This is a genomic window from Hylemonella sp. GW821-FHT10B10 (genome assembly GCF_059415585.1).
This window is the reverse complement of record NZ_JBWKNN010000001.1, coordinates 2,070,107-2,085,160: the sequence shown is the minus strand read 5'-3', so window position 1 is coordinate 2,085,160 and position 15,054 is coordinate 2,070,107. Positions and strand designations below refer to the sequence as shown.

The 15,054-nt window shown below is 55.8% G+C and carries 11 protein-coding genes and 1 pseudogene; 5 read left to right on the top strand and 7 right to left on the bottom strand.

The annotated features are described in order from the left end of the window. The first annotated feature begins 4 nt into the window (after positions 1 to 4). Genes AC07NT_RS10015 through AC07NT_RS09995 form a run of 5 tightly spaced genes read left to right on the top strand, consistent with a single transcriptional unit; the run spans position 5 to position 6,536 of the window. Complete coding sequence (locus AC07NT_RS10015; protein WP_498596604.1) at positions 5 to 1,330, top strand: tyrosine-type recombinase/integrase; 1,326 nt, start codon at positions 5 to 7, stop codon at positions 1,328 to 1,330. Then, a complete protein-coding gene (locus AC07NT_RS10010; RefSeq protein ID WP_498596605.1) occupies positions 1,317 to 3,365 on the top strand; it encodes a hypothetical protein in 2,049 nt (682 codons plus the stop codon). The genes AC07NT_RS10015 and AC07NT_RS10010 overlap by 14 nt, the downstream gene beginning before the upstream one ends. Before the next feature lies 1 nt (position 3,366). Continuing rightward, positions 3,367 to 5,229, top strand: coding sequence for a tyrosine-type recombinase/integrase (locus AC07NT_RS10005; protein WP_498596606.1), 1,863 nt, complete (start codon positions 3,367 to 3,369; stop codon positions 5,227 to 5,229). Then, on the top strand, positions 5,226 to 5,681 hold the full coding sequence (locus tag AC07NT_RS10000) for a hypothetical protein (protein ID WP_498596607.1): 456 nt from the start codon (positions 5,226 to 5,228) through the stop codon (positions 5,679 to 5,681). Before AC07NT_RS10005 ends, AC07NT_RS10000 begins: the two co-directional genes overlap by 4 nt. Before the next feature lie 21 nt (positions 5,682 to 5,702). Then, positions 5,703 to 6,536 (top strand): thymidylate synthase, encoded by an 834-nt coding sequence (locus AC07NT_RS09995; protein ID WP_498596608.1) that lies wholly within the window; start codon positions 5,703 to 5,705, stop codon positions 6,534 to 6,536. A gap of 35 nt (positions 6,537 to 6,571) precedes the next feature. Here the strand turns inward: AC07NT_RS09995 and AC07NT_RS09990 are convergent. From AC07NT_RS09990 to AC07NT_RS09960, 7 genes and pseudogenes are all read right to left on the bottom strand, one after another. Continuing rightward, positions 6,572 to 6,829 (bottom strand): annotated as a pseudogene (locus AC07NT_RS09990) (IS21 family transposase); the annotation flags it as partial. A 170-nt stretch (positions 6,830 to 6,999) separates the two neighbouring features. Beyond that, on the bottom strand, positions 7,000 to 7,347 hold the full coding sequence (locus tag AC07NT_RS09985) for a copper-binding protein (protein WP_498596609.1): 348 nt from the start codon (positions 7,345 to 7,347) through the stop codon (positions 7,000 to 7,002). Positions 7,348 to 7,470: 123 nt separating this feature from the next. Continuing rightward, positions 7,471 to 7,791 (bottom strand): hypothetical protein, encoded by a 321-nt coding sequence (locus AC07NT_RS09980; RefSeq protein WP_498596610.1) that lies wholly within the window; start codon positions 7,789 to 7,791, stop codon positions 7,471 to 7,473. A gap of 411 nt (positions 7,792 to 8,202) precedes the next feature. Beyond that, entirely contained in the window at positions 8,203 to 11,373 is a 3,171-nt protein-coding gene (locus tag AC07NT_RS09975) for an efflux RND transporter permease subunit (protein WP_498598471.1), read from the bottom strand. Further along, positions 11,370 to 13,022 carry an efflux RND transporter periplasmic adaptor subunit gene (locus AC07NT_RS09970; protein ID WP_498596611.1) on the bottom strand — a complete coding sequence of 551 codons (1,653 nt, stop codon included), beginning with the start codon at positions 13,020 to 13,022 and terminating at the stop codon, positions 11,370 to 11,372. Before AC07NT_RS09970 ends, AC07NT_RS09975 begins: the two co-directional genes overlap by 4 nt. 1 nt (position 13,023) lies before the next feature. Next, the gene (locus AC07NT_RS09965; RefSeq protein ID WP_498596612.1) at positions 13,024 to 14,292 is read right to left on the bottom strand and encodes a TolC family protein; all 1,269 of its coding nucleotides are present in this window, start codon (positions 14,290 to 14,292) and stop codon (positions 13,024 to 13,026) included. A gap of 210 nt (positions 14,293 to 14,502) precedes the next feature. Then, the gene (locus AC07NT_RS09960) at positions 14,503 to 14,946 is read right to left on the bottom strand and encodes a hypothetical protein (protein WP_498596613.1); all 444 of its coding nucleotides are present in this window, start codon (positions 14,944 to 14,946) and stop codon (positions 14,503 to 14,505) included. Positions 14,947 to 15,054 lie beyond the last annotated feature (108 nt).

Here is a 15,054-nt window from a genome sequence, read left to right as displayed (position 1 = left end):
AACAGTGGTTTCTGGTGCTGAAATCCTGGTGGCCTATCTTGTGGGTATGCCGCCGGAAGTTCCAGTAGATCTTCTCGGATGTCTCTCAGTGCAAGCTCACAATTCAACTGCGCGTCTCATACAGATCTTCCCTCCCAAGGAGCCTATCACCGTTCATTCAATGAACGAATCCTTGGATCTGCGAGCTGCGGCCAACAACAACCTTGAGAAGATCTACTCGGTCGTCGATTCGTACGGCGTGATTGTGCGGAGCATGCATGAATGGCTAAGCAAGTTGAACTTGCAGACAAACATTTCAATCTCCCGCGGTACCGTCGAGCAGTACGGAAAGGCGCTGACATATTTGTGCCGATGGATCGAGGCTCGGCCCCCATACTCCAAGCTCGACATCGAGCAGAACATCGCTAATCTCACTCGGGATGACTTGCTCAGTTGGATTCGTTATATGAAGACCGCCGGGGCAAAGAGCAGGAAAACGCTCCGACAGCGTGAGACCGCTGTGAAAGAGTTCCTTCTCTGGTTGACCACTAAAGAAGGCGCGCAGAGGCGCAGCCAGATGGACTCTCCGTACGGCCGCGACGGCATGCTCAAAGGAATCGTCAAGGGGTCTACTCCTAAGAGCCCCAAGTTTATTCCTACAAATCTAATTGTCGACGTCTTGAATGGGTTAAAGAATGAGTGCGAGCGGTGCCTTTTCCACTGTCAGTACGACACTGGTCTGCGCATCTCGGAACTTATTAACTTGAGGGCGTCTGATGTACCAGAACTCTCAAGTTTCTCTGAGACCCATGAATTCATTCCTATGTATGTCAGGGGTGTTAAGGGAAGCGCTGGTGACGTCAAGGAACGGATAACACTTATCTCGCGTGCAGTATTGAAGAGGATAAAGCGATATCACGCAAGCAAAGAGTATCGGCTGGCTCAGGGGTGGGATATCGATGACGCCAACAAGCCGGCATTTCTAACTGTCAACGCCTTCCAATGGTCGCTGCGCAATGCATCCAAGCAGTTCAAAAATGCAACTAGAAGAATTGGTGCAAATGAGTCATTTAGCACCCATTGGATGCGACATGGCACTGCCTTCTCTGTACTCCGGTCCGAAATGGGGAAAGATTATCAGGACAAAATTTTAATAATAATGAGTATGCTTGGACACAACGATATCAAGACGAGCCAGATCTACACGCAGATATCACCTGCGATGCTGACTGAATTAACCAAGGCTGGTGCTGCACTCAATCGCCTTGACGAGGCTGAAGAGATCAGAGCGCGAACCTACTTAGCTCCCCTCAAGCATCTGGAGAAGCGAGGGCATCGTGCGCATCACTGACAACGTAGTTCGCATTCATCGGCCGCCTCAAGCTACGCTAAGCGCCCCTCATGCTCAATTGCATTGGATTTTTGGACAGGTGGAGGCGGAGCAGGACAATGCTAGAACTTCTGCAACGCATGTGTATGCGAAAAGGAAATACTTCGATTTCCTTTTGGAGACATCGGCTTACTACGACGATCTGACGCCTGGTTCGCGATTTGAACTATCGAAATATTGGGAGGCAGATGCGCTTGTGCGATTCAACCGGTGGTTGAATTCCCAGAAACTGGCAAGCAAAACAAAATACTCGATCTACAAGATTGTTCGCAGTGTGATGGACTATGCATATGCACTACGCATTTTGGATATGCCCGTCTATCACGCCCCAATGTTCAAGGGGGTTATCGAAACAGAGCAAAGGACAGCCTACTCGCCTGAGCAGCAGGAATTGATAAATTCGGTCCTTGCCCGGTGGATATCGTTGGCAATTTCGATTGTTGAGGGCTATGTGCCGACAGGAAGGGGAATACCCTACCGCGCATCAGGTAGGAGGGCTGTTGGAAGTCGTCGGAAGAATCCAATTTCGAGTGCAATCGCAGGTGTCGAACTAGATACGAAAAGGAAGATCAGCCCGACAGGCCAAGCGATGTCTGTGGTCGTGGAAGGCATCACATACGCAAGCATTAGCAAGGCCGCTGCTGCGTATGGTCTGGATCATGGCACCGTAGCAATGCGGTTGAGGAGCGGGCGGACTCCAGAGCAGGCTGTTGGATTAGTACCCATCACTGTTCCGATGAAAGACGAAAGGGCTTTGCTGTGGATATTTGAGAACGAGTACGGTTGCGATCCGTTGCGGATGCTCCTCGATTTCAAGTCCCGCGGAATGAACTCAGTTGCGACTGCAACCGACCTTCGAAGGTGTTTTCTACGCTGGGGGGTATGGCCGTACGTTGATGACCGATTGGTGATGCCATTGGCGACCGAACTCGCTGTACTTACTGGCCTAAATGTGGAATCGTTGAAGTCGCTTACGCTAGATTCCTATCAACCTTCGCACCCACTCACTCATCAGGCAGCGCTTCAATTTGCTAAGGCGCGTGCAGGAAGTACGACCAGATCAAGTGGGCTCGAATTGCATCTATCGACACTTGAGAACCATGAAATCTATATCGATAGTGAGAACGTCGAGAAAGTACACCGACTTTTCCTGCTAGTCGTCGCTGTCACAGCCAAAATTCGTCCCTTCGCAAAACCTGAGATACAGGACAAACTGATCATTTTTGAGGATGTGGGGGCGAGCCGGCGGGAAGGTCGAAAGGTGATCGTCGACTATGGCGCGAGTAACAAGGCGGCACTTTGGCATCGTCGCTTCAAGAATGAATCAGGGTTCGCCGAGATTTTTGGCAAGGCAGCCAACTTTAATGTCGCCAAGTGCCGTCCTACGTTAGTGACCAATATGGTTCTTGATGGGGCAAGCATGACCCGTGTCCAGGCTGTCCTAACGCATGCTGATATTGGGTCCACTGTCACATATCTCTCCGAGCGCCAGCTTCGACCCCAATTCAATAAAACGATGAGCGAAGCGCTTACTGAAATATCACGCCGTTCGAAGGCAGCCGTCCAGAGGAAGGCTGAAGGAAACATTAATGCGAATGTTGCCAACATCAAGCCAATCAATTTCCACGAAACCTTGTCTGGGGCTGGTTGCAGCGATCCTTTCAACCCAAGTAATAACGTGAGAAAAGCATCGAACTACGTGCCAGGTTCAGTCTGCAAGTTCTGGAACATGTGTCTGTTGTGCGACTCATCCTTGGTGACAGAGAACTCGCTTCCGAAGCTGATTATTTACAGCCGACGCGTCAAGGCCGCGATTGATTTCGACTCTCCCGCCATTCAACCAAAGCTGATCTTGCTCAAACAAGTCGATGAGCTGCTGGACGGAATTTTGGAGCCTGATTCCATTTTCCCGAAAGAGGTGTTGGATGCCGCAGAAGTCAGGGCCGCATCGTTAGATGACGTCATGGCCGACATGCTAATTTACCAAGGAATCTGAGATGGCTGTTCAAGCAGATACAGATGTCGCCATCAACCAGCTCATGGCCGGCAGTCATTCTTTCAAGCCCAGTACGCCGCTTTGGGACAGTCGATTCGGAGATGATTGTTGGCACGAGAAGTCTACAGGTGTGTATTTAATTTGGATGGACTTTATATTTGGTCGCGGTACTGGAAAAAGCCACCCCAATGCCGTTAAGAACAGTAGATACGCGTACTGCCTGACGCCATCAATGGTCGCGGACTTGAAGGTTGCCGCTGCAATTCACGCCTTGTACCCCTCAATGTTGGCCAATGCCAGGTCCAATAAGCGCTCCACGGCGTTGTCTACTGTTGCTGGGCGTATTGAAGAAGTCGCGAAGTTGTTCTCGATCATTATCATCAAGAGAAAATTGACTGGTGGAATGCGACTTGAGAATCTGTCGGACTTCACGATCGATGATCTGAAGTATGGGATTCACGCGTTTACTGGAAGGCCTGAAGCACTAAAAAGAGGCCTGAAGTTGATATCTCATCAGAACGTACAGAAGAATTTTTCTTCTCCTCTGCAATGGACGCTTTTGGACGTCACGAAATCGACGTTTGCATGGGGAAGAAGCCCGGAATCTGAGCAGATTTCCACTCTGACTGACTCTCAATTTTTGATGCTTCTTGAGCATTCCAGGAGAAGCATCGGTGAATTCATGACAGGTATGAATTTTCACAGGGCTGAGCAAGAGATATTTCCGAAAGACTGCCCAACAAAATTCGACGCGGAATGCGTTAGTGCTGACGTTCTCAGCGCATTTCTTTGCAGTGACATTTCCTCCGAAGAGGCTGCAAAGCGCACGAGTATTCACCGAAGGAGATTCTCGCTTGCGCTTAGCGATGTACATAACTCGGCCATGATGATCGTGCTTCTCCTTACGGGAATGAGAGTTTCTGAAGTCGAATATCTCCTGGATGGATGCTTGGAAGAGAAATATGGCTATTGGTTCTTGAAGTCTAAGGTGGTCAAGGGTAAGTCGCGGTCAGCGCCACCTGTTGAAGGATGGTTGGCTGTTCCCTTGGTTCGTGATGCCTACGCTGTCCTGTCGTTCCTGTGTGGCCGTGTTGATGGGTCCCATCTCTTCTCCACCTTGCACGAGTCATATCAGAGGGATGAGAACGAGTCGTTTGCGCGCGGAGCCCTTAACACTAAGTTCAATCGCTGGATTGTAAGGATCGATACTGAGCAGGTTTTCAAAGGTCATTACTTTAGTGTGCATCAGTGTCGTGAGACTCTTGTCGCGCAGCTGGCGTCTCAGGAGGTTGGTCTGGCCTTCATCAGCATGCAGCTAAAGCATGTGCATGGCCAGCTAAACAACATGCCAAATCTTGTGACCGCTTCCTACGGTCAATACAGGTCGCAGCTTCTGACGAGTGTTTCCAACATGCTTGCTGTCGCTAGGGAAGATGCGTTACTCCAAGTTTATGGAGAGAATGCGAAACTCGCTGGGCCGGGTTCGGCCGCGCATAAGGTTCGAATCGATAGCTTCTTCGCGGGGCTTGGATTGTTTGGCGAAGATCGTGTCAAATATGTCAAGGATATGGCGCGTAAAGGCGTGCGAATCATGCCAACCAGCATTGGGAGTTGCACAAAGAGCTTTATTGCTCCTGATGGAGAGAAGCTACCGCCGTGCGCTGGTGACTACAACTGTGACCCGAATTGTGAAAGTCATGTCGTGACCGAGCGCGGCGTTCACGTAATTAAAGCCAGGAAAATTCACGCTGAAAGAGCTCGGGAACACGAATCTTTTGAGGCCTACAAGCATGCATGGACGAATTTGATAGACAAATTCGACATCGTGATTGGCGACATGGCGAAGAAGCAGGAGATGCAATGAGTCGGCCCGAAGCACTGTCGAGGCAGCAAGAAGAGACTGCTCAGAAAAACGACGAGCGAATCATCGAGGCACTCAAGCGGTTGGAACAAGGGGTGAGCGCTGATAAACCGCTGCCCACGGTCGAGGACATCTGCATGCAGGCGGGCGTCTCCCGTAACACCGTTCGGAATCGTGCCTGGGCCCGGGACAGGTTGAAGACGGTCAAGGATGCCTACAAAGCCGCCCGCGTCGCCAAGGCGGGGCCCGAAGAGGTTGGTTGCCAGGCTGCCGAAGCAAATCCGGCGCAGGCGGAAGAAGCCCTTCGGAGCCAGGTGGAGGCACTTCTGAAGCAAAATACACTTTTGTACGAGGAGGTGCTATATCTCGGCAAGCTCGTTGCCGTGAAAGATGTAGAGCTGGACGAACTCCGTAACTCCCGCACCTCCTCTGGCATAGTCAGGTACATGCGTTAACTTGCTTGGATTAGTGGATTTATGAAGCAATATTTGGAATTGCTCGAAGATATTCTTGAAAATGGTGTGGTCAAAGGTGACCGCACTGGCACGGGAACGACCTCAGTGTTCGGCCGGCAATTTCGTCACAACTTGGCGAATGGTTTTCCTTTGTTGACGACCAAGAGATTGCATTTCAAAAGCATCGCGAACGAGCTGATTTGGTTCTTGAGTGGTAACACGAATGTCGCCTGGCTAAATCAGAACGGCGTGACCATTTGGGATGAATGGGCTACGCCGGACGGGGAGCTCGGCCCCGTGTATGGCAAACAATGGACCGCGTGGCCCACCAGGGATGGTGGCTCTATCAACCAAATCGACTACGTTGTCAATACGCTCAAGACTAATCCCAACAGTCGGCGCATTCTTTTTCATGGGTGGAATCCTGAATACCTTCCCGATGAATCGAAAAGCCCGGTTCAAAATGCTGAGGATGGCTTGATGGCGCTACCTCCTTGCCATCTGCTCTATCAGTTCTACGTAGCGAATGGAAAGCTCTCATCTCAGCTTTATATCCGTAGCTCCGATAGTTTCTTGGGCCTGCCCTACAACATTGCTTCGTTGGCGCTTTTGACCCATATGCTGGCCCAGCAGTGCGATTTGGTCCCTTATGAGATTGTGATCAGCATTGGTGACCTCCATGCTTATGCCAACCATATGGAGCAAATTGATTTGCAACTCAAACGGGTTCCGAAGCCTTTGCCACGCTTGAGTATTCTGCGCAAACCAGATTCGATTTACGATTATCGGTTCGAAGATTTTCAGATCGAGGGGTACGACCCAGACCCCGGAATCAAGGCTCCAATTGCTATCTGACCATCTGAAATAGGTAGTATCGGTAGTCTCCCTGTGTAGATCTGCTTCAGATTGCGCCGCTGTTTCCGCGATTTTGTAGCCTCGATTCCTAGCCAGGTGGCTAGCTTCTCAGCATAGGGATCGAGCTTGCTTGGACTGGCCCGCTTTGCGAATGTGGGTTCGGTCTCATCTGACCGCAGGTACTTCTTCACCGTGTTGCGAGCCAGGCCTGTACGCCTGGAGATCTCGCGGATGGACATCTGTTCTCGCAGTGCCCAACGTCTGATGACATTCAATGTCGCCACGTCTATCACTCCTAATTTCCCCCTGCTTTTAAAACTAGCAGGGTAGGGCCTACGTGGGTCAGATTTCGGCGGAATTCAACACCATAGATACGAAGAGAGGTCTGCGCCAAACTTCTCATCGACATTCGATGAATCTCTCTGGGTTCTCCCAGTGTGCAGAGAACCCAGGTCGTCGGTGTTTATTTGACTGCCGTGACGACATACCCTTTCGTATCTTGCACAAACTCAAAGTTCACCTTTTTCCCCACAGTCAGTTTGTCGAACAGCATCTTGTCGTTAACCATGAAGCCCATGGTCATCGGGGGCCAGCTCATGCTGTTGACGGCCTCATGGGCGAGTGTGACGACGCCCGCTTTGGGATCAACCTTCATGACCACACCCGTGGCTTTGTGAGTCGCCTTCGCTTCGGCAGGTGCCTTCATGGCTGAGTCCCTGGGTTTCATATCCCCCATCTTTTGCTGGGCTAAAACCGCTGTGGCGGGCAATAGCAACGCGAGAATGAGGGCAGAGTACGAGAAATTTTTCATTTGGATTTCCTAGATTGCAATGATTTGAACGAAGCCCGTCGCTTGGCGGGCTTGAGATGGTTTCAAGGCAGCACCGTCACAGCCGGCGTTGAGTTGCCAGCCCTAGCGGCGCATGCGTTGCGGTCAGACATGGATCGCGGAGCTGTCCTTCGTCATGCTGCTCTTGGTCGCCGCTTCTTTGCAAGCCTTCATCTCTGCTTCAAAGGCTTCTTTGCGCTGCCTATTCAGGTAAGGCGTGGTCTGGGCACGCGGACCATGGTCAAGCGGCAGGACAAGGCGCTTTTCGGCGCACTTGTCGTTTGGTGCGGCCTTTTCCGCATTGACCGTCCGAGCTTGCGCATTTTTGCGCGCCTGTTCGATAGCCTGCCAGTCAGGGCCTGCAAATGCTGACAATGTGGCACCCAGAGTAATGGTACCGATCAGCGTCGCGATTAACTTTTTCATGATGATCTCCTGTGTGAATGATTGCAATGGTGTTGTTCAAACTCCGCTGTATATCAATTCAGCCACCTGGAGAATTCAATGCGCACCGGCAATCGGGGACGCCAAACGCCCTCAAAAATCCACGCCGCCTTTACTAGCGCTACGGCATGAACTTGCCATTGCGGTGCCTTAGCCTCCGTGCTTTCGCCGCTAAACCCCTGCGCAACGGGCACCGGCGCGACGTAGCAACGGACGCAGGGCGCGCAATCCTTCGCCATTGGTATCGAATCCGGCGACATTGCAGCCACCGCCATCGGCATGACTTCCTGTCTCGCGACCGTTGAGGCTTGCGCTAGGCCGCCAGTGAGTAACAGGCACAGATATATCCATGCGCCTAACAGAATGCGCCAGCGCAAGGCGCGCGAAGTTTGGTTAGGCGCTCGCACGGCTTCGCCTCCAGAACGCCCACTCCGACCCTTGCTGCTTACGTGGACGGCGCATCAATAGGTACACCGCAGGCACCACAAACATTGACAACAGCGGTGCAGTAATCATCCCGCCGACCATGGGGGCGGCAATGCGCTGCATCACCTCGGAGCCAGTTCCCGTCCCCCACATGATCGGAAACAGGCCGGCCAGGATGACGGCCACCGTCATGGCCTTCGGACGCACGCGCAGCACCGCCCCTTCTCGGATCGCATCCAGCAGGTCTTCGGTACTGACTTTGCCCTGCGCGATGAGCTCATCCCAGGCATGTTTTAGGTACAGCAGCATGATGACCCCGAACTCCGCCGACACCCCGGCCAGCGCAATGAAGCCCACGGCACCGGCTACCGACAGGTTGTAGCCCAGCAGGTACAGCAGCCAGATGCCGCCCACCAGCGCAAACGGCAGCGTGGCCATGATGAGCAAGGCCTCATCAAACCGTTTGAAGGTCAGGTACAGCAGCACAAAGATGATGAGCAGCGTGAACGGCACCACCACCTTGAGTTTGGCCGTGGCCCGCTCCAGGAACTCGAACTGCCCCGACCAGGATACCGAGTAGCCGGGCGGCAACGCCACCTTCTGAGCAACGGCCTTTTGCATGTCCTGCACTGCTGAGCGCAAGTCACGTCCGCGGATGTCCACATACACCCAGCCGGACAATCGGGCATTCTCGCTGCGCAACATCGGTGGGCCATCGGTAATGCGGATGTCGGCCACGTCCGCCAGCACCAGGCGTTGGCCATTTTCCGCGACGATGGGCAGGCTGCGCAGCTTCTCCAGCGAGTGGCGGATTTCACGCGGGTAACGCATATTGATGGGGAAGCGTTGCAAGCCCTCCACCGTCTCGCCGATGTTGTCACCGCCCACGGCGGAGGTGATGACGGATTGAACATCTGCGATGTTCATGCCAAAGCGGGAGGCCGCATCGCGGTTGATATTCACGTCCACATAGCGTCCGCCCGTCAGGCGCTCGGCCAAAGCACTGCTGACACCGGGCACGTCCTTGAGAGCCTTTTCGATCTCGCCGGTCAGGCGGTCAATGGTGGCCAGGTCGGTTCCGGCCACTTTGACCCCCACCGGGCTTTTGATGCCGGTCGCCAGCATGTCGATGCGGTTGCGGATCGGTGGCACCCAGATGTTGGCCAAACCTGGCACCTTCACGATGCGGTCCAATTCGTCCACCAGCTTGTCCTGTGTCATGCCGGGCCGCCATTGGTCTTTGGGTTTGAACTGGATGGTGGTCTCGAACATCTCCATGGGCGCGGGGTCGGTGGCGGTCTCTGCACGGCCTGCCTTGCCGTAGACACTCAAGACCTCGGGCACGGTTTTGATGAGCCGGTCGGTTTGTTGCAGCAGCTCGCTGGCCTTGCCTGCGGACAAACCCGGCAGTGCAGAGGGCATATAGAGCAAATCGCCTTCGTCCAGGCGCGGCATAAATTCACCGCCGATGTGCTGCAGGGGCCACAGGCTCAAACCCAGCAGCAGCGCGGCAATGGCCAGCGTGGTCTTGGGCCAGTCCAGCACGGCGTTCAGCAGCGGGCGGTAGATTGCAATCAGAAAGCGATTGAGCGGGTTGGCCTTCTCATCGGGAATGCGGCCCCGAATCAAGTAACCCATCAACACCGGGATCAGCGTCACCGACAGCGCCGCCGCTGCCGCCATGGCATAGGTCTTGGTAAACGCCAGTGGTGAGAACAAACGCCCCTCCTGCGCTTCCAGCGTGAACACCGGAATGAAGGACAGCGTGATGATGAGCAGCGAGAAGAACAACGCAGGGCCAACCTCGGCCGCAGACTCTCCAATCACCCGCCAGCGCGCGTCCCCTTCGAGCTTTTGGTCCAGGTGATCATGGCCCCACTGTTCCAGATGCTTGTGGGCGTTTTCTATCATCACCACCGCCGCATCGACCATGGCTCCGATGGCAATCGCAATACCCCCCAGCGACATGATGTTGGCATTCACGCCCTGGTAGTGCATCACGATGAACGCCGCCAGGATGCCCAGCGGCAACGACACGATGGCGACCAGGGCCGAACGCAGGTGAAACAGGAAGATGAAGCAGACCACGGCCACCACCGCAAACTCTTCCAACAACTTGTAACCCAGGTTTTCCACCGCCCGCTCGATCAGGCCGGATCGGTCGTAGACGGGAACGATCTCCACCCCCTTGGGCAGGCTGGATTGCAGGCTCTGGAGCTTGGCCTTGACGGCGGCAATGGTTTCCAGCGCGTTCTTGCCGGAACGCATCACGATCACGCCGCCTGCGGCTTCGCCTTCGCCGTCCAGCTCGCCAATGCCCCGGCGCATCTCTGGCCCGAGCTGGATGCGCGCCACATCACCCAGGCGCACGGAGATGCCGGTTTGGGTGGTCATCAGCGGCACCTTGCGGAAGTCGTCCAACGATTGCAGATAGCCGCTGGCGCGTACCATGTATTCGGCTTCGCCCAGCTCCAGAACCGAGCCTCCGGCCTCCTGGTTACCTTTCTGTATGGCCTCGACTACCTTGTTCTGCGGGATACCGTAGGCCGCCAGTTTTTCGGGCTGCAGCACGATCTGGTACTGGCGCACCATGCCACCGATAGTGGCCACCTCCGCCACGTTGGGCACGGTCTTGAGTTCGTACTTGAGGAACCAGTCTTGCAGAGCGCGAAGTTGGGATGCGTCCTGCGTGCCGCTGCGGTCCACCAGTGAATACTGGTAAATCCAGCCCACCCCGGTGGCATCCGGTCCCAGTGTGGCTTTGGCACCTGGAGGCAATCGGGATTGCACCTGGTTCAGGTACTCCAGCACACGAGAGCGTGCCCAGTACAAGTCTGTGCCATCCTCAAACAGCACATAGACAAAGGAATCACCAAAAAACGAGTACCCGCGCACCGTCCTGGCCCCCGGCACCGACAGCATGGTGGTGGTCAACGGGTAGGTGATCTGGTTCTCGACAATGCGTGGGGCTTGCCCGGGATACGTGGTGCGGATGATGACCTGCACGTCCGACAGGTCCGGCAAGGCATCCAGGGGCGTGCGCATCACGGAATAGACGCCCCAGGCCGCAACGATCAAGGTCGCCAGCAGCACCAGAAAGCGGTTCCCAATAGACCAGCGGATGAGCTTGGCAATCATGGCTTGCTCCCGGCTGGTTTGGCGGTGGCCGCCTTGGGTTCCGGTGTCATAGCGCTCATGCGGGTGAGCTGTGGCAAGCCCTCGGCATCCATGAAGAACTCGAATTTCACCTTGTCGCCGGGCTCCAGATTGCGCGGCTTGCCACTGGCAGGCAGCTTGAAGTCCATGGTCATTGCACCCCATTTGAGAGACGGAATCGGGCCATGCGACAAAGTGATGCTGTCTTTGCCAATGGCTTCAATCTTGGCTTCGCCGTCGTGGCGAGGGGCGGTGCTGGCCATGCTAGGTTTGGGCGCATCGTTCAAACGTGCCTCCACGCCCTTCAAGCTGGCCTCCGAGTCGATCAGGAACTGGGATGACACGACCACGCGCTGCCCGGCCTGCAGGCCGCGTTTGATCTCTGTTTGGCCGTTGCCTTCGATGCCGGTCTCCACCTCGACCGGGCGGAACCTACCGTTGTCTTCAGCCAGCATCACGACCACGCGCTTGCCGGTCTGGATGACCGCCTCGGTGGGAATCAGCAGGGACTTCTCTGCCCGTATGTTCGTGAACTGCATGTTGACGAACATGCCGGGCACCAGCAGATTGCCGGGGTTTGCTAGCTCCACGCGGGCCTTGAGCGTGCGGGTGGCGGCATTCACTTCTGGCAATATCGTCTGCACCGTGCCCTGCAGGTTCGTGCCGGGAGCGGCAGAGCTGTTGGCCTGCACCTTGGTGCCGGGGCGAATCAAGGCGGCCTGACTCTCGGGAACCTCGGCATTGGCCCACACGCTACCCAGGCCATTGATACGGAACAGCGTCGCACCGGGCATCACCGTCATGCCTTCGCGGGCCATCAGTTCCACCACTACACCGCTTGTCGGCGCGGTGAGGGTTATACGGGCTTGGGTCTTGCCGCTGCTTTCGACCAATCGAATATGCTCATCGCTCATACCCACCTGGCGCATGCGCTGACGGGCGCTGTCTACCAATGTCGCCAAGTCTGTGCCTTGCATACGTCGTACTGACAGGAACTCTTCCTGTGCGGCAATCCAGTCGGGCACGTAGAGTTCGGCCAGGGCCTGGCCTTTGCTCACACGGTCAAGGGTTGCTCGGACATATAGGCGCTCGATATAGCCGGTGGCACGGGCCTGTACAAAGGCCTGGTCGCGTTCATTGAAGGCAATATTGCCCACCGCAGAGACCTGCGGTGACAGCAGGCCTTCGGTGACTTCGGCAGTCCGTACCCCCAGGTTCTGCTGGATGCGTGGGCTGACCGTGACTTTGCTGCCGTCGCTGCCAGCATCCCCGTCGGCGTAGACCGGCACCATCATCATGTCCATGAAGGGGGACTTACCGGGCTTGTCGAACTTGTTGCCCGGCACCATGGGGTCGTGGTAGTAGAGGATCTTGCGTCCGGTGGTTGGGTCCACATCGCCGGCCTTGATGCCTTTTTCGATATGGCGGCGAGTGGCGTCTTCGCCTTCGGCAACGCTTTGGGGGACTGCGCCGGGCGCAACGCTTCCCGTTGCGGCTGCTCGTGCTGATGGGGCGGAGGAAGTAGCCATGCCCATGCCGCGCTGCATGCCTATGGCGTAGAGACCGTAACCGCTCGCGGCGAGCACGCCCGCACCGACCAGGCCCACCAACAGTGGTTTGAGTTTTGTCATGTTATTTCTCCGTTGCTGTAGTTGTGGGGAGTGAGGGCAGGCGCAACTCAGCAGTCGTTTGGTGCTCAACAGGAATCAGGTACTCCAATTGGGCCCACAGAGCGGCGGTTTCCATCGTCAAACGCAGGCGATCCATGTGGGTGTCGATGGCCATGCGCCGTGCTTCGAGCACCGCCGTGAGCGGGCCGCTGCCTCCCCGGTAAGCGGCAATCGCGGCACGGGTGCGTTCAGCGGCCAGCGGTATCAGGGCACTGTCGTACTGCGCCAAGCGCTCGCGGTTGCTTTGCCACTCCTGCAACCACATGCGGGTGTCGGCAACATGCTCCCGTGTGGCTTCCTCGCGCTGGGCGCGCATCTGTTCGGCGACAGCCAGCTTGGCCGAAAGCTCCCGGTCTTGCCGGTTTTTTTGATCCCACTGCAACGGAATCGAGACGTTGACGGACACCATGTTCGAGTAAGCCGAGCCTCGCTGGCTGTACATCAGCTCCACGCTCCAGTCAGCGCGTTTGTTGTTTTGCGCAACATCCGCATCGGCGCGAGCTAACTCCTCTTGTTTCGCCATCAAGGCGATTTGAGGGTGGTGAGCCAACTGATTTTCCAAACTGGCCAGATCGAGGTGGACGGCCTCCAGGCTGGGGGGCGTGTCCAGTGCCTGGGCGGCATCGTCACCAACCCATCGCGCCAGCTTGATCTTGGCGGTGCCAATCTGCTTTTCTGTTTGGCGGATGCGGTCATCAATCTGTGCCACCATCGACCGGGCCGCGAAAACATCCGCTTGGGTTCCACGCCCGCCACGGTAAGCGGTGTCAGCAGCTTCGATCTGCAAGCCTGCCTCGGTCCGCTGGGCGCGCAGCACGTCGAGCATGCGCTCCTGGTAGTGCCGGTCAAGCCATGCCATCGCGGTGTCGCGTCGCAAGTTGGCAAGGGCTACGGCGCGGCTGGCTTCTGCGGCCTCTGCCTCACGGTTAAAACGGGCGGAGCGGGCCTTGAGCTTGTCGCCCCGCGTGATTTCCTGCATCACACCGACCGAGCGCATGGTCATAAAGTCTTGCGTCAGACTGAAACGGTCTTCGCCATTAATCGGCAAGTTATTGACGCCAAATTTGAGCGTGGGGTCTGGCAGTTGCCCGGCAGCCAGGGCCATTTCACGGGAGGCTGCGGTGGCGGCATCTTGCGCGATGAGTTGGCGCGACCGGCTTTGGGCAAGCTGCAACGCTCTGTCAAGGGACAAAGTCTGTTGGGCATGGGCGCTCACATTGACGAGGGCCAAGCATAGGGCCAACAGGCGGGCCCAAGGGCGGTGGTGCCGACGGGATGGCGGACCTCCGTAAGAAATAGAAAACATGCGAACTCCAGACAACGAAACGAGATAGTTTCATGTCGGCCCGATACGGCAGCGCAGATTGAGGCTGAGGCGGTCGAGCACGACTCATGCGCCGAACCAGCCTAAATGGCTGTCAGCGCAATGTCGTCTGGAGGATCAAATTCGGAAGCAGCAGTGCAGAATAGTGTGCGGCGGAGACGTCACAACCAATGCAGTAGCAGGGGGCGCAGCTACGGAGCGCAGTCCGGCGGCTGTAGGAGCAGGCGACAGCGGCGCAAAGTACAGCGCCATCAGTGGAACAGTAGGCGCCTTCAGTATGGATGTCTGGTCGCTTTGTTGTCCAAACTTGCAATGTTCGGCACACAGATTGGCATTCTGGGGATCCATGGCGCCCAACGCCATGTCATCGCAGTTGGAAACTGATTTGCTGGCACTATCCATGAATGCCTTGCTTGAATCAGCATCAGTCGATCCCTGCATGGACATTTGCGCCCCGGCGGAGGGCAAAGTGGGGCAAGCATAGGCTGCGACGGCCAATTGCGCAAACAGCAAAGAACCTATGACTGCCTGGGCTACTGATCGTAGGAATGCCTTGCGCATAAGAATCTCCCGCAAAGTCAACACCAATGGCAACCACCAACCTGCGATGTGATACAGGCTGCTTTGACGGTTGAATGGGATAGGTATGACACGGGGTAAAAATACTAA

Excerpts from the sequence above, each read along its gene's own strand:
- AC07NT_RS09995 (WP_498596608.1), top strand. The coding sequence starts at position 5,703 with ATGAAGCAATATTTGGAATTGCTCGAAGATATTCTTGAAAATGGTGTG.
- AC07NT_RS09975 (WP_498598471.1), bottom strand. The coding sequence starts at position 11,373 with ATGATTGCCAAGCTCATCCGCTGGTCTATTGGGAACCGCTTTCTGGTG.
- AC07NT_RS09960 (WP_498596613.1), bottom strand. The coding sequence starts at position 14,946 with ATGCGCAAGGCATTCCTACGATCAGTAGCCCAGGCAGTCATAGGTTCT.
- AC07NT_RS10000 (WP_498596607.1), top strand. The coding sequence starts at position 5,226 with ATGAGTCGGCCCGAAGCACTGTCGAGGCAGCAAGAAGAGACTGCTCAG.
- AC07NT_RS09985 (WP_498596609.1), bottom strand. The coding sequence starts at position 7,347 with ATGAAAAATTTCTCGTACTCTGCCCTCATTCTCGCGTTGCTATTGCCC.
- AC07NT_RS09970 (WP_498596611.1), bottom strand. The coding sequence starts at position 13,022 with ATGACAAAACTCAAACCACTGTTGGTGGGCCTGGTCGGTGCGGGCGTG.
- AC07NT_RS09980 (WP_498596610.1), bottom strand. The coding sequence starts at position 7,791 with ATGAAAAAGTTAATCGCGACGCTGATCGGTACCATTACTCTGGGTGCC.
- AC07NT_RS10005 (WP_498596606.1), top strand. The coding sequence starts at position 3,367 with ATGGCTGTTCAAGCAGATACAGATGTCGCCATCAACCAGCTCATGGCC.